We start from the raw sequence: 20,300 nt of genomic DNA, 5'->3' as shown, positions 1-20,300 counted from the left end.
CGCGTTATCCCCCGCGCAAAAAAACCTTTGAAAAACAAAGCGTTCCTACACCAAATCGGCAAAACCACTGTCAGAAGAACTTCTTGAATTTTAAGCAGTTGCGAAATTGCCCACAGTTAAATACTGTATGCACGTACAGCCTAATAAGGAATACTCCGTGGCAAAGCCTTCTTCCGCAGCACCCGCAGCGCCTGACGCCTATCAACGCCTGGCCGTTCGCGTGCAAAAAATCATCAATTCCACCAACGCCCAGAAGAACAAGGCGGCGTTGATCTTCCGTTTGCCGGAGGAACCGGAAGACGAGTGGGCACGACTACTGGAGGAGATCGCAGAAAACGACAACGTCACCCTCGCCTATCGCGATGACGGCGGCGTGCAGATTTTCTGGGTTGTGCCGAAGGAAGATTGAGTCAATGAGTGTCCGTTTTATCAGTCTGTTGTGTGTGTTTTTTGCTGTTACCGCTCAAGCCCAAGCCCCCAAGACATTCAGCGAAGCCAAGAAAATCGCCTGGAAACTGTATGAACCGCAATCCACGGAGTTCTATTGCGGCTGCAAATACAACGGCAACCGGGTAGACCTGAAAGCCTGCGGCTATATCCCGCGCAAAAACGCCAACCGGGCGGCACGTATTGAATGGGAACACATTGTGCCGGCCTGGCAGATCGGCCATCAGCGCCAGTGCTGGCAGGATGGCGGGCGCAAGAACTGCACCCGCAAGGACGCGGCCTACAAGCGGGCCGAAGCCGACCTGCACAACCTGGTGCCGAGCATCGGCGAGGTGAATGGCGACCGAAACAATTTCAGTTTTGGCTGGCTGCCGGTACAAAGCGGCCAGTATGGATCATGCCTGACCCAGGTGGACTTCAAGGCCAAGAAGGTCATGCCCCGCCCTTCCATTCGCGGCATGATCGCCCGAACCTATTTCTATATGAGCAAGCAGTATGGCCTGCGCCTGTCGAAACAGGATCGCCAGCTGTATGAAGCCTGGAACAAGACCTACCCGGTACAGCCCTGGGAACGCCAGCGCAATCAAACCGTGGCGTGCGTGATGGGGCGCGGCAATGAATTTGTCGGCCCGGTGAACTTGAAAGCCTGCGGCTGAACGAAAAAAGCGGGAGCGCCATGGCCTCCCGCTTGTCGACTCTTTACTGCGCAACCTTGTGTTCGATGACCTCGGACACCGTGTCATTCTTCTTCGCAGTGGCCAGTTTCTCGGTCAACTGCGCTTGTTTCGCCTCGGCCTCGGCCCTGGTGCTGAATGGGCCCAGCAGCACCTGGTCCTTACCGTCTTCCTTCGCCAGATAGAAACTGAAACCGTGTTCCAGCAACCACGCGGTCAGGTCAGTCATCGCCTGCAGCTTGTGATCCGGCGGCCCCACCCATACATCCCATTCTTGAGAGGCGATCGCGCCGACCGCAGGTTGCGCCTGGGCGGGCGCCTCGGCAACGGCAGGCCTGGCCTTGGGGGCGTCGACACTTTTACCTTCACCGCAACCGGCCAATGCCAACACCGCAATTGCCATCGCTACTTTACGCACTACCCTGCTCCTTAGAGGATCAAAGAGGCGACTTTATCATTCACTGTCTATTCTGGCCGTCATAAACGTTGGCTTAAACAATGCGAATGATGTATCGCAGACCTGTATGATGGCGGCATGGGAATTAATGCCGCCTCTATGCGTCCTAAAAGAGGCAGCCACAGGGAAGCGCTTCGCAGTAAGCTACACACATCCGACATCTGCCCTGTCTGAAACATGTGTCCTTCAAAGCAATCAAGGAGAAGTCCATGCTGATACTCACCCGCAAAGTCGGTGAAAGCATAAACATCGGTGATGACATCACGATCACCATCCTGGGCGTTAGCGGCCAGCAAGTAAGAATCGGCATCAATGCTCCAAAGGACGTTGCCGTGCATCGCGAGGAGATCTACCAACGTATCCAGGCGGGCCTGACGGCTCCGGATAAAAACCAGACACCTTGAAGCGCCTCCAGTAGCCAGCCCTTTCGTTCACTGTAACGGCTGGCGAAAACCTCTTTCAGCCTGCTCGCGGCTTCCCGCGGCCAGCGCGCCCTATTCCCTTGTTCCAGCGCCAGGCCAGCGTCATCCCAGGCCGACACCGCGTGCCATGCCACTCGCTGCAATCATCATCAGCACCAGCAGTAACGCCTGCACATGGCTGATGCGCGCAAAAAGACCTGCCTGGTGCAAATCGAGGCGCGTGCCACGCGCCAACGCGATGCGCCATTTGATAAAGCGAATCATCGGCGCGAGCTCCAGTAACAAAATTAATACAAGCAGCGTCATCTTCACGTGAAACAACGGCTGGTGCAGGTAATAATCACTGCCCTTTTCGTAGCCGCCGAAGGCCCGCAGGCCACCGGTTACCAATAACACCAGGGCACTGATTCCCCAGATGTTGTCCGCGATCAATACGCGGCGCAGGGTGGATGGGTCACTATCAGATACACCGCGCAATGCCTTGCCACGCGCAAGCACGGCCGACAAAGCCATGGCGAATGCCAGTAAATGGACTGCTGCAAGAAACCACTGAACCAACATAAGGCGTACTCCCTTTTGTATGACACATGGCAGGAACACTTCTCAGTAATAGTCGCTGGCTGCGTTCAGCGCATGAAACAGCCTGCAAACAAAGGGAACTTGTGGAGTTTTCCAGGGCCGAATCTCGTGACAAATCCCCTACAGTCTGCAGCGCGCCAAGGAGCACGTTGATGAGGCGTACCGTTAAACAGCCTTACTTATCCAAGTCTTGGTTGATTGTCACGCTGATCAGCGTGGCGTTTGTGGCGCTGGAGTATGGCCTCAAGTTCGAAATCGAAGGTTCCTCCGACAAAGCCTACTCATGGCTGGACCTGACGCTGTTCCTGAGCGCGTACTTGTTTTTCTTCTGCCTCAAGCCCATTCAGGTCGCCGTCCATCGCAGACTGTGCCGGCGCGCGCCTCACAGTGATCGCCGCAAAGCCTCATCCTGACGGCTTTGGGTTTCATCTTGAAGTTCGTTGCCCCAGCGCGGTGTATCCCGCAAGCGGGTTGAAACCGTCGCCGCAGTTGCTATCAGATCGCCGGTATTTACAGCTGCGCGACACAACCTATGCTTGGGCATGCACGGTCGGTGAAAGGTTGTAGCGCTGATGGACACACTGAGTAAAAGCGAAATCGAATCAGCACTGGCAGCGCGCCTGCCGAGCTACAAAATCGTCTGCACCCTGCATGCCGATGGCACGCTTTCCGCGATTCTCAGCGGCCCGGAAGCTGATCACTTTGCGGTGACCGGCATCGTCCGCGCCCACCATCGAGGGCCGGAGGCGATTGCCAGGCTTGCCAGTGAAATCCTCAAGGAAATGGTCTTGTCCCGCCAGGGGCTCAAGGGCAACCGCCTGCAGACGCTGACTGGAAACAGCTCCAACGTTGAACCGCCCCTTTACGAAGAAGGCCGATCCGGGTAACCGGGTCGGCCTTTTTTTACGCCAGGCGCTGTAGATGCAACAGCCCGGCTTCGTCCCGCTGAACCTGTAGACGCTCATACCCGTCAATCGACGGATGCGCGGTGACCATGGGCACAAGGTGGGTCGACGTCACCACCATCACATCGGCCCCCGCCGCCTCGCCGGCGCGAATCCCGACGCTGGCATCCTCAAACACCAGGCAGTCCTGTACCGGTACTCCCAGCCGTTGCGCACCGAGCACATAACAGGCCGGATCCGGCTTGCCGCTGGCGACATCCTCCGCGGTGACCAGCACCGCCGGCGGGTTGATCCCGGCCGCCTGCATACGGCGCAGAGCCAGTGCCTTGGGGGCAGACGTAACCAGCGCCCATTGATCGCCGGGCAATGCGTTGAGGAATTCCACCGCGCCCGCAATCGCCACCACCCCTTCCACATCCTCAAGTTCAGCCTCGGTAATCCACTGCGCCTCAGCCTGCGCGTCCACACCGGGCAACGCCTGGCGGGTGATGGTATCGATGGCCCGGGCACCATGGATGGTCTTCAGAAAAGCCTCGACATCCAGCCCATGGCGTTCAGCCCAGGTGGCCCATACGCGCTCGGCGGCGGCAATGGAGTTCAGAAGTGTGCCATCCATATCGAACAGAAAGGCGCGGTAACGGTGGGCGAATACAGCTGAATCGCGGGTGGACACTGCTCGGCTTCCTCTTGCTTTCGTCACCCGGTCTTGGGCGCTGACGAACCACTTGCCTGGTGCAATCTACGGATCGGCCCAAACGCTGTAAACCTTCCCGTGGTTTGTATCGGACTGTATGGGAACCCCGCCTGGATACGCGAACCCGCATTTCGCCATGCCTGGGCACACATGGCAGATACACCCCGGCGATTAACTACGACCACCAGCCAATCCGGCTGACTCACGCGTAGGAGCCTCATCATGTTCAATCTCTCGAAAGCTTCGTCCCTGGTACTCGGCCTGACTGTCATCGCGGGCCTCGGGCTGTCATCCATGGCGTCGGCCGACACCCACGCTGGCGCGGTCAAAGACCAGCCATCCCACCTGCTCGCCGAGGGCGGCGCAGATCGCCTGCACGAACGCGGCCTGGCGGAAGGCGGCGCTGAACGCCTGCAAGCAGCCCGTACTGTCTGATGGGTCACCGTCCAACCAGGGCAGCCTTCCGGCTGCCCATTGCATTACAAACTTGTCATCAAGCTGTCAGTGTTGCCCGCACCCTCACTTCATACAGTGAAGTCGTCAGTCACCCACAGCGGGTGACCCAACTTCCCACTGAAAATGAAGCGAGCCCGCCCATGAAACCTGCAAGCAAACTCTGCCTGATCGCCGCCAGCCTGTTGATGCTGGGGACCGGCGCCGCCGTGGCCGGCCCGATTGCACCGGTGAAAGCCAATAACGTAGTGCTGGTACACGGCTCCTGGGCCGACGGTTCCAGTTGGTCCGAAGTGATTACCCGCCTGCAGGCCGCCGGCTTGCATGTAACCGCCGTGCAAAACCCGCTGACCTCGGTGGCGGATGACGTCGCTGCCACCAATCGCGTACTCGATCAACAGGACGGTCCTACCGTGCTGGTCGGCCATTCCTACGCCGGCACCGTGGTCAGCGACGCCGGGGCCAACCCCAAGGTCAGCTCCCTGGTATACGTCGCCGCCCGCGCTCCGGACGCCAACGAAGACTTCGTCGCCCTGTCCGCCAAGTACCCAAGCACACCCGTGCGGGCCGGTGTGGTGGAGCACGACGGTTACCTGACCCTGAATCAGGACGCCTTCCTCAAGTACTTTGCCGCCGACGTACCCCACGCCAAGGCCATGGAGCTGTACGCCGTGCAACAACCGATCGCCAAGACCCTGTTCAGCGGTCGCACCGTCAACGCCGCGTGGCACACCAAGCCGTCCTGGTATGCGGTGTCCAGCAATGACCAGACCATCAACCCGGACCTGGAACGCTTTCTCGCCAAGCGCATGAACGCCACCACCATCGAGGTGCCATCGAGCCACTTGTCCCTGGTTTCCCACGCCAAGGAAATCACCGACCTGATCCTCGAAGCGTCCGGCCGCCAGCCTTAAGCCCTTCATTACGATCTTGTCATCATCCTGTTGGCTGGCTGTTTGTGTCGCCTGGTTACTGTGAACTCACTGCCGGATACCGGCAGCCAACCCTTAAAGAGAAATACCGCCATGAAACTGTTTATCCTCGGCTTTGCTGCCCTCCTCGCCACCGGCTCGGCCTTTGCCGATACCACCGCCACCACCTCGGTGATCCATGACACCCCCGGCTTCTTCATGCACATGGACGTGGCCAAAGTACTGTCGAGCACCGATACCTACGGCCAGTGCGGCATTGTCCCTGCGCGCCTCGACTACCTCGACAGCCAGGGCCGCGAACACGTGCTGGACTATCAAGTACAGGGCATCGGCTGCCCCAATGACAATTGATCGGGCTACACTTGCGCCACGCAAGAACCGCACATCACCAGGGCGAATCCCATGAATATCCTCGTAGTCGAAGACGAGCCCAAGGCGGGCAACTACCTGCTTAACGGCCTGCAGGAACTGGGTTACTCCGTGAGCCTTGCCCGCGATGGCGTGGACGGTTTGCACCAGGCCCTGGAAACCCCGTTCGACGTGATCGTGCTGGACGTGATGATGCCGAAGATGGACGGCTGGGAAGTGCTGCGTCGCCTGCGCAAGGAAGCCGACACGCCGGTGCTGTTCCTGACCGCCCGGGACGATATTGCCGACCGCATCAAGGGCCTGGAACTGGGCGCCGACGATTACCTGATCAAGCCGTTTTCCTTCGCCGAACTGGTGGCGCGCCTGCGCACCCTGACCCGGCGCGGGCCAAGCCGTGAAGAAGAACACTTGCAGATCGCCGACCTGCAGATCGACGTGCTCAAGCGCCGCGTCAGCCGTGGCGGCGTGCGCATCACCCTGACCAACAAGGAGTTCGCCTTGTTGCACTTGTTCGCCACCCATCAGGACCAGGTACTCTCGCGCTCGCTGATCGCCTCAAGGGTGTGGGACATGAATTTCGACAGCGACACCAATGTGGTCGACGTGGCCGTGCGCCGCCTGCGCCTGAAAATCGACGACCCGTTCCAGCTCAAGCTGATCCATAGCGTGCGCGGCATCGGCTATCGCTTCGATACGCAACCATGAGCAAGCCCCGGCATTACTCCCTGACGCTGCGCCTGGCGCTGATCTTCGCCCTGCTGGCGTTCGCCCTGCTGGCAACCCTCGGCGTGGCGCTGTACCGCGACCTTGAGCGCGAACTGATCCACCGCGACGACGCTGCGCTGATCTACCGCGTCGACCAACTGCGCAACCTGCTGAACGACAGCAACACCCTGGACCTGATCAAGACCAAGCCCGAACTGTTCCAGAACATGCTGGGCAACCGCGAATCGGTGCTGAGCATCGCCGCACCCGGGCAGAAACCGCTGCTGGAAGTGAACCCCGGCAACATCGACATGCCCGACGTTGCACCGGTGCCCCGGGACCACGCCCTGGAATTCGCCGACGTGCAGCATTTACCCGGCGTCAATGGCGTCCCCTTCTCCACCCTCGCCGCCACCATCGATTCAGGCGACCTGGGCAGCCTGCAAGTCACTACCGGGCGGTTGATGACCGAGCGCACCGCAGTGCTCGCCAGCTACCGGCTGAGTGTCTATATCCTCGCCAGCATCGCGGCATTGGTACTGGCGGTGGTCGGTTACCTGATGGTGCATCGCGGCCTGCTGCCATTGCGGCGCCTGGCCGTGCATGCCCAGGGCATCGGCGTCGGCAACCTCGCCGCGCGCCTCGACAGCCACGGCGCCCCCAAAGAACTGCTGCCGATGATTGATTCGTTCAACACCATGCTCGAACGCCTGGCCAAGGGTTTTGTGCAACTGGGCCAGGTCTCCACCGACATGGCCCACGAACTGCGCACGCCGATCAATAACTTGCTCGGGGAAACCCAGGTGGCGCTGCAGCAACACCGTAGCATCGAAGCCTACCAGCAACTGCTGGCCTCCAACGTCGAAGAACTCGAACGCCTGGCGCGCATGCTCGACAACATGCTGTTCCTGGCCCGCACCGACCCGGCCAGTGCGCTGCGCCAGCGCCAGGAACTGGACGCGGCCGATGAAGTGGAACGCATGGCCGACTACTTCGAAGGCCTGGCGGGCGATGTCGATATCAGCATCCTCGCCCAGGGCGCCGGTGTGATCTGGGCCGAGCCGATGCTGCTGCGCCGTGCCCTGGCCAACCTGTGCGCCAACGCCATCAAATATGGTGCGCCCGCCTCTGAACTGCTGATCCAGGCCACACCCTGCGCCGAAGGCATCAACCTGACAGTGACCAACCACGGCGCGACCATCCCGGCGGAGCACTTGCCCAGGTTGTTCGAGCGGTTTTATCGCGTGGATGAATCACGGGAGCGTTCGGCGCATTCCAATGGATTGGGGCTGTCGATTGTCGCGACCATCATGCAGTTGCATAACGGCCGATACAGCGTGAGCAGCGAGAACGGTGTGACATGCTTCGCGTTGTTTTTCCCGGGACGCGAAGCCGAAAACCTCAGCTGACTTGCCCACCCGTTTCACTGATATCCACCAAGGTATTCCAGGCCGTCAGCAACGCAATCCGCAAGCCCTCGACCTGCATCGGCAACGCCATCGAGGCCGGCTCGGGTATTCGGCCCACCACCTGTTCGGGCAGCCACGGCACATGGATGAAACCGCTGCGTACCCCTGACCCGGCGAGCGCGTGCTGCAACAGATAGAACACCTGGTTGCACACGAAAGTGCCGGCGGTTTGCGACACGCTGGCCCCAATGCCGGCCTCGCGCACGGCCCTCACCATGGCCTTGCTCGGCAAGGTGCCGAAGTAGGCCGCAGGGCCGCCGGGTAGCACTTCCGTGTCGACAGGTTGCTCACCCAGGTTGTCCGGAATCCGCGCGTCGTTGAGGTTGATCGCGACCCGCTCGATGGAAATATCACTGCGCCCGGGGCCCAGCCCGACAGCAATGACCATCTGCGGGCGGTGTTCGGCCAACAGCTGAGCCAGGCGCTCGCCCGCCTTGGCAAAGGCACAGGGTAACTGCCGCGCGACAATCCGCACATCAGCGCCCAGCTGCACACCCTCCAACAGGCGTACCGCCTCCCAGGACGGGTTGATAAGGTCTTGGTCAAACGGTTCGAAACCCGTCAGCAATACAGTGCGCATTACAGCCTCACATCAGCAGGTAGAGCAGGACAATATTGACCACCAGCATCATCAATGCGGTCGGCATCTGTGCCTTGATGACCGCGTTTTTATCCGGCAGCTCCAGCAACGCCGCCGGGACAATATTGAAGTTGGCCGCCATGGGTGTCATCAGCGTACCGCAGTAACCGGAGAACATGCCGATGGCAGCCATCACCGCCGGGTTGCCGCCGTAGATGCCTACCAGCACCGGTACGCCAACGCCGCCGGTCATCACCGGGAAGGCGGCAAAGCCATTGCCCATGATCACGGTAAACAGTGCCATGCCCAACACATACACCATCACCGCTACCAGCTTGTAATCCAGGTTGATATAGGTGGTGGTGATGTGCGCCACCGCTGTGCCCACGCCCGCTTCGTTGAACAACAGCCCGAGCATCGCCAGCATCTGCGGCAGCACCATCGCCCAGCCCAGCGCTTCGGTGAGGCGCCGGGATTCGCGAAGGGCTTGCACCGGGGTGTCCCGCGTCAGCCAGCAGGCCAGCGCCAGTGCAATCAGGCAGCCGATACCCAGGGAAACAAAGGTGGTGTTCTTCGGGTCCAGCAGCGGCACGCCGCCGATCTCGGTGTGTTTGAGCAATACCGAGCCGATCACCGTGGTCAACGGAATGGCCAATGCCGGGATAAACAGTTTATGCCCCAGGCGACCAGCGCTGGCCCGTGCGGCCTTGTCATGCAACTGGGCATGCGCGCCGCGACCTACGCCGCCCAGGCCCGCGATGAGTGCCATCACCACCACGCCCACGCCGACCACCACCGAGGGCAGGCGCTCCCCCACCAGGAAGGGAATGGCAAATAGCAGCCAGAACAACGAACTCGACCAGCGCCTGGGGTGGGTGCGATCCATCAGGATCATCCCGGCGGTGATCACCAGCAGAACGCCGGCCAGCCAGTACAGGTATTGAATGGAAATGATCATTGCGCCGCCTCCGCTGTGTTGGCCGGCAACAGCTCTCGGGTCAGCATTCGGTCAAAGCGGTGCAAGCGGATGGCGTGAATGATGAAGGCGCAGATCGCCGTCGGGATGCCCCAGACCGCAATGTGCAGAGGCTCGACATCAATCCCCGAACCCAGCAGGAAGGTGTGCATCAACGCAATCGCACCAAAGGCGACGAAGATATCCTCGCCAAAAAACAGCCCCACGTTGTCGGTCGCGGCACACATGGCCAGGACCTTGTGGCGAAGCTTGTCGGGGAGTTTGCCATAGCGTTTTTCCGCCGCGCCTTCCGCCATCGGCGCCAGCAACGGGCGCACCATCTGCGGGTGCCCGCCCAGGCTCGTCAGGCCCATGGCCGCTGTGGATTCACGCACAAAGAGATAGATGATCAGCAAGCGCCCAACCGTGGCCCGCTCAAAGCGCGCGATCCAGTTTTGCGCATGCAGGCGCAAGCCATGGCGCTCCAGCAAGCCGATGACAGCCAGGGGCAACAACAGGATCAATTGCAAGGCGCGAGTCTGGAGGAAGCCGTCGCCCATGGTGGCGAGGATCTTTTCCAGCGGGAAGTGGGCGGCAAACCCGGTGGCAATCGCTGCCGCCGTGACGACCAGCAGCGGATTGAAGCGCAACACAAAGCCGACCACGATGACGAGTACGCCAATCAGCGGCCATAGGTTCACAACAGTTTGCATGGTGGTGAGGTCCTTAAGTGCGCGCTGCGGCGCCAGTAAAGCAGGTAGTGAACAAAGGGTTCACTGCAAGAAAACGGCGTGCAGCCCGGCTCGATTTTTTATTGTTGACCTGGAAGGTCGAGCGTCAGTGGCCGCATCTTTGCTGCTTGGGGAGGGAGGTGTCCAACAAGAAAAATTGTTGCTGCAATCCAATAAAGTTTGTGGGTGTTTGAAGCGTTAGAGGGCATTTGTATCGCAGCGGCTGGGTGGTGCGCCTTACGCCGATAACGACAAAGCGTTTGGCGAACGGGTTGCGCAACTGCGGGCGCTCGATGTGCCCACCGTGCTCGATGAGCCGCCTCACGCCTTTGTCGGCCCGTTTGAAGAGAAGGCCCAGGCGCAGAACGTGCTCAGGTACTTGAAGTCCGATAAAGGGCTGGACGGCTTGGTCACGTGGTGAACGGTGACCCGCTAGCCCTCAGCCCAGGTGCTTCTGGAAAAAGTGGCGCGTGTGTCCTGGCGGGTACTCGGCAATATGCCCGAACTCGCTGAAACCCAGCTTCCGGTAGAACCCGGGCGCCTGGAAGCTGAAGGTGTCCAGCCAGATCCCCGCACACCCTTTCTCCCGTGCCAGCTCCTCAGCCGCGTGCATCAGCCGCGAGCCCATGCCTTGAGTGCGCATTGACTCAGGCACGCTCAACAGCTCAATGAACATCCAGCCATAGGAGATTTTCCCGTAGAGGCCGCCTACCACTTCCTGGCTGGCGGGATCACGCAGTAACAGCCCAAACGTTTCGAACGGGTTCTCGCCGCATTGGCTGATGTTGTATGCCCTCAGCGGCTGAAGGATGGCCTGGCGCTCTTGCTCCGTAACTTCAAAAGACAACTCTATCGCTGATGCCATCTCAATCTTCCTGATGTGAATGCCCAATTCTGCGGACACTACCAGCGATAGCCACCTGTCGCATACAGGACAGTCTTTGCGCCCTCAGCTACACACAGGTCGCAACCGCCCGCGGGCATGCACTTCACCGCCAGTACTCTTGGAGCACCACCCGGGAGATTTCCAATGACTCTACGCGCTTGCTTGGCCGCTCTATTGGTACTGACCGCCTCCACCGCCTTTGGCGCTCCCCGCTACGATCACCTCTATGCGTTCGGCGATAGCTACTCCGATAACGGTGCGGGTGAACGCTTCACCAAGACCCTGGCCACTCTGAAGGTCAAGGATGCCCAGGAACTGCCCGGCTCGTTGTACTGGAAGGGCCGCTGGAGCAATGGCCCGACTGCCGTCGAGAACCTGGCCCACGCCTTGAAAACACCCTTGACCGACTACGCAGTGGGCGGCGCCAAGAGTGGCAATGGCAACTACTACGCCTGGATGGAGCCCGCCCGCGACACCGGCGTTTCAGGCCAGATCGCTGACTACCTGAAGTCCGCCAAGGCACATAAAGCCGACCCGAAGGCGCTGTATTTCATTTTCATCTCGGCCAACGACTTTTTTGAATGGGCCGACTTCTCGCACCCCGAGTCGGTTGCCGTACTCAGCCAGAACAGCGTGGCAAATGTTCAGAAAGCCACCGAGACACTGATTACAGCGGGCGCAAAACACGTGATGGTAGTGGGCACCACGGATTTGAGTCATGTGCCAGCCGTGGTGCAGGGCAATCAAGTCGAGAACGCGAAAAACTACCAGCAGGTACTGGAACAAAAACTGCCGGTTGTGCTGAGCACATTGGCTAAGGCGCATCAGGTCAGCATCAGCTACTTCGACCACGTGGCGTTCAGCGACAAGCTGCGCGCAGCTCCCCAGGTGGCGGGGTTGAAAGACCTGGATATGCCCTGCCAACACACCTATCCGGACGTGAAGCCGGTGTGTGAAAACCCGGATGCGCATTACTACTGGGATGAATGGCATCCGACGCGCAAGGTGCATGCGCTGGCAGCACAGGCGATGCTTGAAACGTTGAAGGCCGGCCAGTGATTACCCAGGTGACGCCGTCCTACTGAGTCAAGGCGAACACCCACCGATAACCGCTTCTCTTCTGAACGAATCGGGAGAGCCCCCGGTGCTTTTGTCGGTGACATCCACCACGCAGCCACTCACCGGCACGGACTGGACGACTTGATAAGTCGCACCAACGGCAGGGATAAAACTGACCAGGTTTGCGCAACTGCGAAGAGCGTTGGCGCCCTCCTTGTTGGCGCCACCGCTGCTCATGACATTCACGTAGATCCAATTAGACATCACCGCACACTCGTCGCCTGCCGATACTGGCGCGGCGTAAACCCGGTCAACGCCTTGAACTGCCGGGTAAACGCACTGTGGTCGGTATACCCGCACTGCAACGCCACCTCAGTGATCGGCAGCTCGGTATGCAGCAGCCGGTGCGCATGTTCCAGGCGTACCTTCTGGATCATCTGGCGCGGTGTCAGGTGGAACACGCGCTTGCAGTAGCGCTCCAGCTGCGCCACGGAAATCCCGGCGATCCGCGTCAGTTCACCCAACGTGACCCGCCGATTGAAATGCGCCCGGATGTGCTCGTCCACCGCCGCCAGCCGTTGATAGGCCGGGTGGGTTTCGCTGGCGGTTTGCAGGTCGACCGAGATGCCCGCCAGACCGATGATTGCAGCGTCGCGGCTGTACAGCGGCCATTTGTGGGTCAGGCACCAACCCGGCTCGCGGGTGCCGTACAAATGCAATTCCAACTGGTCTTCGAGGACAAATCCCTGCTCCAGCACCCGCCGATCCTGCTCGGTATAGCCGGGCCCCAACTGCGCGGGAAATACCTCGGCGCTGGTTTTTCCCAACAGCGGTTGCAAGTCCTTCAAGCCGCACCGCTGCACCAGGGTGCGGTTGGCCAATACGTAGCGCGCCTGCACGTCCTTGATAAAGATCGCGGCATTGGGAATCACGTCCAGCATCGGCAACAGCAACCCCACGCCGGCCAGTAATTCTTCGATGGTCTGTGGACGATTCGACCCGCTCCCTTGGCATAGGGTGGCGAACGCGCTCTGCATCATGACGCTCTCTCCTGCATTTTGCGGACAGGCCAGGCGCCCGGCGGGCGGTGCCTGGCGAGCAGATTGCCGCATGGCGGTGGCCCTGTCGAGCACTCGCAATTGTGCTGATTTCGTCATCGCAGCCTGCGCAAAACATCAATCGCGGCGCCGTTGATGGGTTCACTGTATGGCCACTGCATGCCTATCCAATAACCCACAAGAAGGCGCCGCCATGTCAGCCCAAGGCAAGTTCAAGAAACAGCTTTCATTGATCGACCTCACCTTTATCGGACTGGGAGCGATCTTCGGTTCGGGCTGGCTGTTCGCGGCCAGTCACGTCTCCGCCATCGCCGGGCCGGCGGGGATTTTTTCCTGGTTGCTGGGCGGCTTCGCCGTGTTGCTGCTGGGCATTGTGTACTGCGAACTGGGGGCGGCATTGCCCCGCGCCGGCGGCGTGGTGCGCTACCCGGTTTATTCCCACGGCCCGCTGCTGGGCTACCTGATGGGCTTTATCACGCTGATCGCGTTTTCAAGCCTGGTGGCAATTGAAGTGGTCGCCTCGCGCCAATACGCCGCGGCGTGGTTTCCCGAGTTGACGCAAGCGGGTTCCAGCAATCCCACCGTCCTCGGCTGGTTCGTGCAGTTTGCGCTGCTCTCGCTGTTTTTCGCCCTCAACTACCGCAGCGTGAAGACCTTCGCCATGGCCAATAACCTGGTCAGCGTGTTCAAGTTCATCGTGCCGCTGCTGGTGATCGGCGTGCTGTTCACCTTTTTCAAGCCGGAGAATTTCCACGCCCAGGGCTTCGCGCCGTTCGGCCTGTCGGGGATTGAAATGGCCGTGTCTGCCGGCGGGGTGATTTTCGCCTACCTGGGTCTGACGCCAATCATCTCGGTGGCCAGCGAAGTGAAGAACCCGCAACGCACCATTCCGATTGCACTGATCCTGTCGGTGCTGCTCTCCACTGCAATCTACGTGCTGTTGCAGACCGCTTTCCTCGGCGGCATCCCCACCGAAATGCTCGCCAACGGCTGGGCCGGCGTCGCCAAGGAACTGGCCCTGCCGTACCGCGACATCGCGCTCGCCCTGGGCGTGGGCTGGCTGGCGTACCTGGTGGTCGCCGACGCCGTGATCTCCCCCAGCGGCTGCGGCAATATCTACATGAACGCCACGCCACGGGTGATCTACGGCTGGGCGCAAACCGGAACCTTCTTCAAGATCTTCACCCGCATCGATGAAAAGTCCGGCATCCCGCGCCCGGCGCTGTGGCTGACCTTTGGCCTGTCGGTGTTCTGGACCCTGCCCTTCCCGTCGTGGGAAGCGCTGATCAACGTGGTGTCCGCCGCGCTGGTGTTGAGCTACGCCGTGGCGCCGGTATCCGTGGCCGCCCTGCGCCGCAATGCACCTGACCTGCCGCGCCCGTTCCGGGTCAAGTGGATGGGCCTGCTCGGCCCTCTGTCGTTCATCATCGCCGCGCTGATCGTCTACTGGTCCGGCTGGAGCACCGTGTCGTGGCTGCTCGGCCTGCAAATCCTGATGTTCGTGGTGTACCTGCTGTGCGGGCGCTTTGTGCCGACCCTGCACCTGAGCCTGGGCCGCCAGGTTCGCTCCTCCGCCTGGCTGATCGGCTTCTACGCCGTGACCATCATCCTGTCGAAACTCGGCAGCTTCGGTGGCCTGGGCATCCTCAGCCACCCGTTCGACACCGTGGTCGTCGCCGCTTGCGCGCTGGGGATTTATTACTGGGGCGCGGCCACCGGCGTGCCGGCGCACCTGGTTCGCCTGGAAACCGAAGACGACGAAAGCGAAGCCCCTGAGCCCGACATCGGCCGAGTGCAGCTTGCTTCCTGAGCCTCAGCCAACCACTGGATGGATTGTTCTATGAAACGAGTGCACATCATTGATTCCCACACCGGCGGCGAGCCCACGCGCCTGGTGATGACGGGGTTCCCGACGCTGGCCGGCGAGACCATGGTCGACAAGCTCGACGACCTGCGCACCCGGCATGACCAATGGCGCAGGGCGTGCCTGCTGGAGCCCCGTGGCAACGATGTACTGGTGGGCGCGCTGTATTGCGCGCCGGTCTCGGCCGATGCCACCTGCGGCGTGATTTTCTTCAATAACGCCAGCTACCTCGGCATGTGCGGCCACGGCACCATCGGCCTGGTTGCCTCGTTGCACCACTTGGGGCAGATCGCGCCGGGGGTGCACAAGATCGACACGCCGGTCGGCCCGGTGAGCGCCACGTTGCACGCCGACGGCGCGGTCACGTTGCGCAATGTGCCCGCCTATCGCTATCGCCAGCATGTCTCGGTGCAAGTGCCTGGACATGGCTTGGTCTACGGCGATATCGCCTGGGGCGGCAATTGGTTCTTCCTGGTTTCCGATCATGGCCAAGCGCTGGAAATGGACAACGTCGAAGCCCTGACCGACTACACCTGGACAATGCTCAAGGCCCTCGAAGCCCAGGGCATCCACGGCGAAGACGGCGCCCTGATCGACCATATCGAACTGTTCGCCGACGACCCCCAGGCCGACAGCCGCAACTTTGTCATGTGCCCAGGCAAGGCCTACGACCGCTCGCCCTGCGGCACCGGCACCAGCGCCAAGCTCGCATGCCTGGCGGCCGACGGGAAACTCGCCGCCGGTGAGCCGTGGATACAAGCCAGCATCACCGGCAGCCAATTCGAAGGCAGCTATGAATGGGAGGGCGAACGTGTGCGCCCTTCCATCACCGGCCGCGCCTACATGACCGCCGACAGCACCTTGCTGATCGACGAACAGGACCCCTTCGCGTGGGGCATCTGAACCGCCCCCGCCCCTTCAATCAAACTGGAGCTGAAACAATGAATACCACTATCTTCACCGGTTGCATCCCTGCATTGATGACGCCGTGCACCGCCCAGCGCAAACCGGACTTTGACGCACTGGTCGCCAAGGGCCGCGAACTGATCGATATCGGCATGAGCGCGGTGGTGTACTGCGGCTCCATGGGCGACTGGCCGTTGCTGACCGAGGCCGAGCGCCAGGAAGGCGTGGCGCGCCTGGTGGCCGCCGGTGTGCCGACCATCGTCGGCACCGGCGCGGTCAACAGCCGTGAAGCCGTGGCCCATGCAGCGCATGCGGCGAAGGTCGGCGCCCATGGTTTGATGGTCATCCCGCGGGTGCTGTCCCGTGGCGCATCGGCGACGGCGCAAAAGGATCACTTTGCAGCCATCCTCAAGGCCGCGCCAAACCTGCCGGCGGTGATCTACAACAGCCCTTACTACGGCTTCGCCACCCGCGCCGACCTGTTCTTCGAACTGCGTCGCGAGTACCCGAACCTGATCGGCTTCAAGGAATTCGGCGGTGCTGCAGACCTGCGCTACGCGGCCGAACACATCACCTCCAAGGACGATGACGTGACCTTGATGGTCGGCGTGGACACCCAAGTGGTGCACGGCTTCGTCAACTGCAACGCCACAGGCGCAATCACCGGCATCGGCAATGCACTGCCACGGGAAGTCCTGCAACTGGTGGCCTTGAGCAAGAAAGCCGCCAAGGGCGACGCCACTGCACGTCGCCAGGCGCGGGAGTTGGAGTCGGCGCTGGCGGTGCTGTCGTCCTTCGACGAAGGCTGCGACCTGGTGCTGTTCTACAAGCATCTGATGGTGCTCAACGGCGACAAGGAATACACCCTGCACTTCAACGAGACCGATGCCCTCAGCGATGCCCAGCGTCGTTATGCAGAGAACCAGTACGCGCTGTTCCGCCAGTGGTACGCCAACTGGTCGGCCGAGCAGAACGTCGTTTAACACTATTCAAGGCAGCAAAGATCAAATGTGGGAGCTGTCGAGCTCCGGCGAGGCTGCGATGGGATCACTGCGGTGTACCTGCCAGACCGCAGCGCCTGCATCGCAGCCTCGCTGGGGCTCGACAGCTCCCACAGTGGATTCTCTTCGCCAAGCCAATCTTTACTTTCCAGGACTACGCCATGACTCTGACGGGCACCATGCTGATTGGTCAGCACTCCATTCCAGGCAGCCGCGAGGCCATCCGGGCGATCAATCCTGCCACCAACCTTGCGTTGGAACCCGCCTACGCCGGCGGCACCGCCGAACATGTCGAACACGCCTGTGCGTTGGCCTGGAGCGCCTTCGATAGCTATCGCGAAACGCCGTTGGCCGCTCGCGCCGAATTCCTTGAAACCATCGCCAACGAAATCGAAGCCCTGGGCGATGAACTGATTGAACGGGCGATGGCCGAGACCGGCCTGCCCCGCCCACGCATCCAGGGCGAACGCGGGCGCACCTGCCAGCAATTGCGCACCTTTGCCCGCACCGTGCGCGCGGGTGAATGGCTGGATGTGCGGGTGGATACTGCACAACCGGACCGCCAGCCGCTGCCTCGCTCGGACCTGCGTCAACGCCACGTACCGCTGGGGCCGGTGGCCGTGTTCGGCGCGAGCAATTTTCCGCTGGCATTCTCGGTGGCGGGCGGTGATACAGCGTCGGCACTGGCGGCCGGTTGCCCGGTGATCGTGAAGGCACACGGCGCGCATCCTGGCACCAGCGAACTGGTGGGCCGCGCGGTGGCCCGGGCCGTTCAGCAATGTGGCCTGCCTGAGGGTGTGTTTTCGCTGTTGTATGGCTCGGGCCGCGAGGTCGGTATCGCGCTGGTCTGCGATCCGCGCATCAAGGCCGTGGGTTTCACCGGCTCGCGCAGCGGCGGTATTGCCTTGTGCCAGGCGGCCCAGGCGCGCCCCGAGCCGATCCCGGTGTATGCAGAGATGAGTTCGATCAATCCGGTCTACCTGTTTCCCGCTGCGCTGAGCGCACGCGGTGAAGCATTGGCACAAGGTTTTGTCGCGTCCCTGACCCAGGGTGCCGGCCAGTTCTGCACCAACCCCGGGCTGGTGATTGCCGTTGCAGGGCAAGCGCTGGACCACTTCGTCGGCACGGCTGCCAACCTGCTTCGATACAGCACTGCCCAGACCATGCTGACACCGGGGATCTTCAAGGCTTACGAAAACGGCGTCAGCGCCCTGACCCGGCATGCTCAGCTCGCAGGTACCGGTCTGCCGGCCGAAGGGCCGAACCAGGGACAGGCCCATTTGTTCGTGACCCAGGCCCGGGACTTTCTCGCCAATCACAGCCTGCAAGCCGAGATATTCGGCGCCACGTCATTGATCGTGCAATGTGCCAACGTCGATGAGGTCCGCCAGGTCAGCGAACACCTGGAGGGCCAACTGACCGCAACCCTGCATCTGGATGACGACGACCTGGCAACTGCCCGCGCGCTGCTGCCGACCCTGGAACGCAAGGCCGGCCGCCTGCTGGTCAACGGCTGGCCGACCGGCGTTGAAGTGTGTGATGCGATGGTGCACGGAGGACCATTCCCGGCCACCTCGGACTCACGCACCACCTCGGTGGGCACCGCCGCGATCCTGCGATTCCTGCGGCCGGTGTGCTACCAGGATTTCCCGGATAGCTTGCTGCCGACGGCCCTGCAACACGGCAACCCATTGCTGCTGCGGCGCTTGCTCGACGGTCAGAGGGAAGCCTAGAACATGTCCGATAACGTCATGCCAGACGTCGCCGTAGTGGGCGCCGGCATCATCGGCGTCGCCTGCGCGCTGCAACTGGCGCGCCAGGGCCGGCGGGTGGTCATCATCGATCAGCAGGAACCCGGCCACGGCGCCTCGTTCGGCAATGCCGGCCACCTGGCGACCGAGCAAGTGTTCCCCATCGCGGATGCGTCGATCCTGTCGCGTTTGCCCGCCATGCTCATGGACCCGATGGGCCCGCTGCGCCTGGACTGGAAATACCTGCCGCGTGCACTGCCGTGGTTTACCCGGCTGCTGCTGAACCTGCGCCCAGCGCCCTTCCAGCGCACCGTCGCCGGGATCCGCGCGCTCAATGAAGGCAGCCTGGGCGCCTGGCACCGGCTGCTGGGCAGCATCGAGCGCCCGCACCTGATGCGCGAAGACGGCTCGTTGCTGGTCTTCGAGCGCGCCGAGTCGCGACAGGCCATTGATGCATTGCAGGCACGCATGAGTCAGCAGGAAGTGCCGGTGGACCACTGGCAGGCCAGCGCGGTTCAGGACGCGGCGCCACAGCTCAGCGAAAGGATTCAGGGCGGGTTGTTTTTTCCACGCACCGGGCATTTTCTCGATCCCTATGGGGTGGTTTGCGAGCTGATGGAGGCGGCCAAAGCCAGCGGGGTGCAATTTCTCAAGCGCCAGGTCGTGGGCGGGAAGCTGGACGAGCACGGTGTTTCATTGCGGACCGACCAAGGCACGGTGGCAGCGCGCCAGGTGTTGATCGCATGCGGTGCGCACTCAGCCAGCCTGACCGGCGCACTGACTGGCAAAAAGGTCCCGCTGGATACAGAGCGCGGCTATCACCTGATGTTGCCCCATGAGCATGGACGGTTGCCGTTTGCGGTCACGTCATTGGAGCGCAAGTTCATCATGACGCCCATGGACGGCGGATTGCGGCTGGCAGGGACCGTGGAGTTCGCCGGCCTTGATCGCCCACCGAACATGGAACGCGCGTGGCAGTTGCATCGGCTGAGCCAGGGGCTATTTCGTCGTGACTTGAGTGCCGAGGACGCGACGCCGTGGATGGGGTTTCGCCCTTCCCTGCCGGACTCGCTGCCGATTATCGACAACGTGTGCGAGGGCAAGGTGCTGCTTGCCTTTGGGCATCAGCATCTGGGCCTGACGCAGGCTGCGGTGACGGCGGAGTTGATTGCACGGCTGGCATCGCCTGCGGCCGCGTCCAACGGGCTGCCGGCGCTTGAGCCCTACCGGCTGGATCGTTTCTGAGATCATCGGAAACGTCTTGCTACTGTTTCGCACTTTCGGCGATACAAGGCAGGTCATTATCGTGCATGACCTTACGGTTACGCTCCGTTGAGAACCTGCCTTGAACAACCACACCTGTATGCAGCCCCGTCCATCGATGCGCAGAACGCTCCGAAGCG

26 protein-coding genes are annotated in these 20,300 nt (G+C 61.5%); 17 read left to right on the top strand and 9 right to left on the bottom strand.

The features are described from left to right. Positions 1–157: 157 nt before the first annotated feature. Positions 158–409 carry a DUF1654 domain-containing protein gene (locus QF039_RS07010; RefSeq protein WP_008438695.1) on the top strand — a complete coding sequence of 84 codons (252 nt, stop codon included), beginning with the start codon at positions 158–160 and terminating at the stop codon, positions 407–409. 4 nt (positions 410–413) lie between these two features. Then, complete coding sequence (locus QF039_RS07005; RefSeq protein WP_307517207.1) at positions 414–1,103, top strand: endonuclease I family protein; 690 nt, start codon at positions 414–416, stop codon at positions 1,101–1,103. A 43-nt stretch (positions 1,104–1,146) separates the two neighbouring features. Here QF039_RS07005 and QF039_RS07000 read toward each other — a convergent pair whose 3' ends face one another. After that, positions 1,147–1,524, bottom strand: coding sequence for a hypothetical protein (locus tag QF039_RS07000; protein ID WP_003219972.1), 378 nt, complete (start codon positions 1,522–1,524; stop codon positions 1,147–1,149). A gap of 263 nt (positions 1,525–1,787) precedes the next feature. Between QF039_RS07000 and csrA the strand changes: the two genes are divergently transcribed. After that, complete coding sequence (csrA, locus tag QF039_RS06995) at positions 1,788–1,982, top strand: carbon storage regulator CsrA (RefSeq protein WP_003192511.1); 195 nt, start codon at positions 1,788–1,790, stop codon at positions 1,980–1,982. 120 nt (positions 1,983–2,102) lie between these two features. Here csrA and QF039_RS06990 read toward each other — a convergent pair whose 3' ends face one another. Continuing rightward, the gene (locus QF039_RS06990) at positions 2,103–2,561 is read right to left on the bottom strand and encodes a DUF2214 family protein (protein ID WP_008438699.1); all 459 of its coding nucleotides are present in this window, start codon (positions 2,559–2,561) and stop codon (positions 2,103–2,105) included. A 170-nt stretch (positions 2,562–2,731) separates the two neighbouring features. On the opposite strand from QF039_RS06990, the gene QF039_RS06985 reads away from it, so the two are divergent. Continuing rightward, complete coding sequence (locus tag QF039_RS06985) at positions 2,732–2,992, top strand: hypothetical protein (protein WP_003219977.1); 261 nt, start codon at positions 2,732–2,734, stop codon at positions 2,990–2,992. Between the two features lie 159 nt (positions 2,993–3,151). After that, positions 3,152–3,466, top strand: coding sequence for a hypothetical protein (locus QF039_RS06980; protein WP_003219980.1), 315 nt, complete (start codon positions 3,152–3,154; stop codon positions 3,464–3,466). Between the two features lie 16 nt (positions 3,467–3,482). Here the strand turns inward: QF039_RS06980 and QF039_RS06975 are convergent, their stop codons facing one another. Further along, the gene (locus QF039_RS06975) at positions 3,483–4,157 is read right to left on the bottom strand and encodes an HAD-IA family hydrolase (protein WP_003219982.1); all 675 of its coding nucleotides are present in this window, start codon (positions 4,155–4,157) and stop codon (positions 3,483–3,485) included. 243 nt (positions 4,158–4,400) lie between these two features. Here QF039_RS06975 and QF039_RS06970 point away from each other — a divergent pair, with 243 nt between their 5' ends. The 5 genes from QF039_RS06970 (at position 4,401) to QF039_RS06950 (ending at position 8,046) form a co-directional block, all read left to right on the top strand. Beyond that, complete coding sequence (locus QF039_RS06970) at positions 4,401–4,613, top strand: hypothetical protein (protein WP_003219983.1); 213 nt, start codon at positions 4,401–4,403, stop codon at positions 4,611–4,613. Between the two features lie 161 nt (positions 4,614–4,774). Next, complete coding sequence (locus QF039_RS06965; protein WP_008438701.1) at positions 4,775–5,545, top strand: alpha/beta fold hydrolase; 771 nt, start codon at positions 4,775–4,777, stop codon at positions 5,543–5,545. 111 nt (positions 5,546–5,656) lie between these two features. Next, positions 5,657–5,914 (top strand): DUF2790 domain-containing protein, encoded by a 258-nt coding sequence (locus tag QF039_RS06960; protein WP_003219985.1) that lies wholly within the window; start codon positions 5,657–5,659, stop codon positions 5,912–5,914. A gap of 51 nt (positions 5,915–5,965) precedes the next feature. Then, positions 5,966–6,637 (top strand): heavy metal response regulator transcription factor, encoded by a 672-nt coding sequence (locus QF039_RS06955; RefSeq protein WP_003219986.1) that lies wholly within the window; start codon positions 5,966–5,968, stop codon positions 6,635–6,637. Beyond that, positions 6,634–8,046 carry a heavy metal sensor histidine kinase gene (locus tag QF039_RS06950; RefSeq protein ID WP_003219987.1) on the top strand — a complete coding sequence of 471 codons (1,413 nt, stop codon included), beginning with the start codon at positions 6,634–6,636 and terminating at the stop codon, positions 8,044–8,046. The genes QF039_RS06955 and QF039_RS06950 overlap by 4 nt, the downstream gene beginning before the upstream one ends. On the opposite strand, the gene pcp is transcribed toward QF039_RS06950, so the two are convergent. From pcp to QF039_RS06935, 3 genes are read right to left on the bottom strand one after another with little or no spacing between them, the layout of a single operon-like run. After that, entirely contained in the window at positions 8,039–8,686 is a 648-nt protein-coding gene (gene pcp, locus QF039_RS06945; protein ID WP_307517206.1) for a pyroglutamyl-peptidase I, read from the bottom strand. The two genes, QF039_RS06950 and pcp, sit on opposite strands and share 8 nt — an antisense overlap. A 7-nt stretch (positions 8,687–8,693) precedes the next feature. Beyond that, positions 8,694–9,644, bottom strand: a complete 951-nt coding sequence (locus tag QF039_RS06940; RefSeq protein WP_102605117.1) for a DUF979 domain-containing protein — start codon at positions 9,642–9,644, stop codon at positions 8,694–8,696. Next, positions 9,641–10,354 carry a DUF969 domain-containing protein gene (locus tag QF039_RS06935; RefSeq protein WP_003219990.1) on the bottom strand — a complete coding sequence of 238 codons (714 nt, stop codon included), beginning with the start codon at positions 10,352–10,354 and terminating at the stop codon, positions 9,641–9,643. The genes QF039_RS06940 and QF039_RS06935 overlap by 4 nt, the downstream gene beginning before the upstream one ends. A gap of 313 nt (positions 10,355–10,667) precedes the next feature. Between QF039_RS06935 and QF039_RS06930 the strand changes: the two genes are divergently transcribed. Continuing rightward, a complete protein-coding gene (locus tag QF039_RS06930) occupies positions 10,668–10,793 on the top strand; it encodes an SPOR domain-containing protein (RefSeq protein WP_256580064.1) in 126 nt (41 codons plus the stop codon). An 18-nt stretch (positions 10,794–10,811) separates the two neighbouring features. Here QF039_RS06930 and QF039_RS06925 read toward each other — a convergent pair whose 3' ends face one another. Beyond that, complete coding sequence (locus QF039_RS06925) at positions 10,812–11,237, bottom strand: GNAT family N-acetyltransferase (RefSeq protein ID WP_177069223.1); 426 nt, start codon at positions 11,235–11,237, stop codon at positions 10,812–10,814. A 165-nt stretch (positions 11,238–11,402) separates the two neighbouring features. Here QF039_RS06925 and QF039_RS06920 point away from each other — a divergent pair, with 165 nt between their 5' ends. Next, positions 11,403–12,317, top strand: a complete 915-nt coding sequence (locus tag QF039_RS06920) for an SGNH/GDSL hydrolase family protein (protein ID WP_307517205.1) — start codon at positions 11,403–11,405, stop codon at positions 12,315–12,317. Positions 12,318–12,344: 27 nt separating this feature from the next. Here QF039_RS06920 and QF039_RS06915 read toward each other — a convergent pair whose 3' ends face one another. Next, entirely contained in the window at positions 12,345–12,581 is a 237-nt protein-coding gene (locus tag QF039_RS06915) for a hypothetical protein (RefSeq protein ID WP_307517204.1), read from the bottom strand. Next, positions 12,581–13,357 carry an AraC family transcriptional regulator gene (locus tag QF039_RS06910; RefSeq protein WP_177009388.1) on the bottom strand — a complete coding sequence of 259 codons (777 nt, stop codon included), beginning with the start codon at positions 13,355–13,357 and terminating at the stop codon, positions 12,581–12,583. Before QF039_RS06910 ends, QF039_RS06915 begins: the two co-directional genes overlap by 1 nt. A gap of 211 nt (positions 13,358–13,568) precedes the next feature. Between QF039_RS06910 and QF039_RS06905 the strand changes: the two genes are divergently transcribed. From QF039_RS06905 to QF039_RS06885, 5 genes are all read left to right on the top strand, one after another. Beyond that, positions 13,569–15,185 carry an APC family permease gene (locus QF039_RS06905; protein ID WP_134326083.1) on the top strand — a complete coding sequence of 539 codons (1,617 nt, stop codon included), beginning with the start codon at positions 13,569–13,571 and terminating at the stop codon, positions 15,183–15,185. A gap of 30 nt (positions 15,186–15,215) precedes the next feature. Then, positions 15,216–16,142 carry a 4-hydroxyproline epimerase gene (locus QF039_RS06900; protein ID WP_307517203.1) on the top strand — a complete coding sequence of 309 codons (927 nt, stop codon included), beginning with the start codon at positions 15,216–15,218 and terminating at the stop codon, positions 16,140–16,142. Positions 16,143–16,180: 38 nt separating this feature from the next. Next, positions 16,181–17,128 (top strand): dihydrodipicolinate synthase family protein, encoded by a 948-nt coding sequence (locus QF039_RS06895; protein ID WP_177040472.1) that lies wholly within the window; start codon positions 16,181–16,183, stop codon positions 17,126–17,128. Positions 17,129–17,307: 179 nt separating this feature from the next. Further along, positions 17,308–18,879: an aldehyde dehydrogenase (NADP(+)) gene (locus QF039_RS06890; protein ID WP_307517202.1), complete on the top strand. Its 1,572-nt coding sequence runs from the start codon at positions 17,308–17,310 to the stop codon at positions 18,877–18,879. A gap of 3 nt (positions 18,880–18,882) precedes the next feature. Beyond that, complete coding sequence (locus tag QF039_RS06885; RefSeq protein ID WP_307517201.1) at positions 18,883–20,142, top strand: FAD-binding oxidoreductase; 1,260 nt, start codon at positions 18,883–18,885, stop codon at positions 20,140–20,142. The last annotated feature ends 158 nt before the right edge of the window (positions 20,143–20,300 follow it).

Source organism: Pseudomonas sp. W2I6 (assembly GCF_030815935.1).
Taxonomy (GTDB): domain Bacteria; phylum Pseudomonadota; class Gammaproteobacteria; order Pseudomonadales; family Pseudomonadaceae; genus Aquipseudomonas.
This window is presented reverse-complemented; position numbering and strand designations above follow the sequence as displayed.

Bases quoted from the DNA above. Each gene is read 5' to 3' on its own strand.
- QF039_RS07005 (WP_307517207.1), top strand. From the start codon at position 414: ATGAGTGTCCGTTTTATCAGTCTGTTGTGTGTGTTTTTTGCTGTTACC.
- QF039_RS07000 (WP_003219972.1), bottom strand. From the start codon at position 1,524: ATGGCAATTGCGGTGTTGGCATTGGCCGGTTGCGGTGAAGGTAAAAGT.
- csrA (WP_003192511.1), top strand. From the start codon at position 1,788: ATGCTGATACTCACCCGCAAAGTCGGTGAAAGCATAAACATCGGTGAT.
- QF039_RS06990 (WP_008438699.1), bottom strand. From the start codon at position 2,561: ATGTTGGTTCAGTGGTTTCTTGCAGCAGTCCATTTACTGGCATTCGCC.
- QF039_RS06985 (WP_003219977.1), top strand. From the start codon at position 2,732: ATGAGGCGTACCGTTAAACAGCCTTACTTATCCAAGTCTTGGTTGATT.
- QF039_RS06980 (WP_003219980.1), top strand. From the start codon at position 3,152: ATGGACACACTGAGTAAAAGCGAAATCGAATCAGCACTGGCAGCGCGC.
- QF039_RS06970 (WP_003219983.1), top strand. From the start codon at position 4,401: ATGTTCAATCTCTCGAAAGCTTCGTCCCTGGTACTCGGCCTGACTGTC.
- QF039_RS06965 (WP_008438701.1), top strand. From the start codon at position 4,775: ATGAAACCTGCAAGCAAACTCTGCCTGATCGCCGCCAGCCTGTTGATG.
- QF039_RS06960 (WP_003219985.1), top strand. From the start codon at position 5,657: ATGAAACTGTTTATCCTCGGCTTTGCTGCCCTCCTCGCCACCGGCTCG.
- QF039_RS06955 (WP_003219986.1), top strand. From the start codon at position 5,966: ATGAATATCCTCGTAGTCGAAGACGAGCCCAAGGCGGGCAACTACCTG.
- QF039_RS06950 (WP_003219987.1), top strand. From the start codon at position 6,634: ATGAGCAAGCCCCGGCATTACTCCCTGACGCTGCGCCTGGCGCTGATC.
- pcp (WP_307517206.1), bottom strand. From the start codon at position 8,686: ATGCGCACTGTATTGCTGACGGGTTTCGAACCGTTTGACCAAGACCTT.
- QF039_RS06940 (WP_102605117.1), bottom strand. From the start codon at position 9,644: ATGATCATTTCCATTCAATACCTGTACTGGCTGGCCGGCGTTCTGCTG.
- QF039_RS06935 (WP_003219990.1), bottom strand. From the start codon at position 10,354: ATGCAAACTGTTGTGAACCTATGGCCGCTGATTGGCGTACTCGTCATC.
- QF039_RS06925 (WP_177069223.1), bottom strand. From the start codon at position 11,237: ATGGCATCAGCGATAGAGTTGTCTTTTGAAGTTACGGAGCAAGAGCGC.
- QF039_RS06920 (WP_307517205.1), top strand. From the start codon at position 11,403: ATGACTCTACGCGCTTGCTTGGCCGCTCTATTGGTACTGACCGCCTCC.
- QF039_RS06915 (WP_307517204.1), bottom strand. From the start codon at position 12,581: ATGTCTAATTGGATCTACGTGAATGTCATGAGCAGCGGTGGCGCCAAC.
- QF039_RS06910 (WP_177009388.1), bottom strand. From the start codon at position 13,357: ATGATGCAGAGCGCGTTCGCCACCCTATGCCAAGGGAGCGGGTCGAAT.
- QF039_RS06905 (WP_134326083.1), top strand. From the start codon at position 13,569: ATGTCAGCCCAAGGCAAGTTCAAGAAACAGCTTTCATTGATCGACCTC.
- QF039_RS06900 (WP_307517203.1), top strand. From the start codon at position 15,216: ATGAAACGAGTGCACATCATTGATTCCCACACCGGCGGCGAGCCCACG.
- QF039_RS06895 (WP_177040472.1), top strand. From the start codon at position 16,181: ATGAATACCACTATCTTCACCGGTTGCATCCCTGCATTGATGACGCCG.
- QF039_RS06890 (WP_307517202.1), top strand. From the start codon at position 17,308: ATGACTCTGACGGGCACCATGCTGATTGGTCAGCACTCCATTCCAGGC.
- QF039_RS06885 (WP_307517201.1), top strand. From the start codon at position 18,883: ATGTCCGATAACGTCATGCCAGACGTCGCCGTAGTGGGCGCCGGCATC.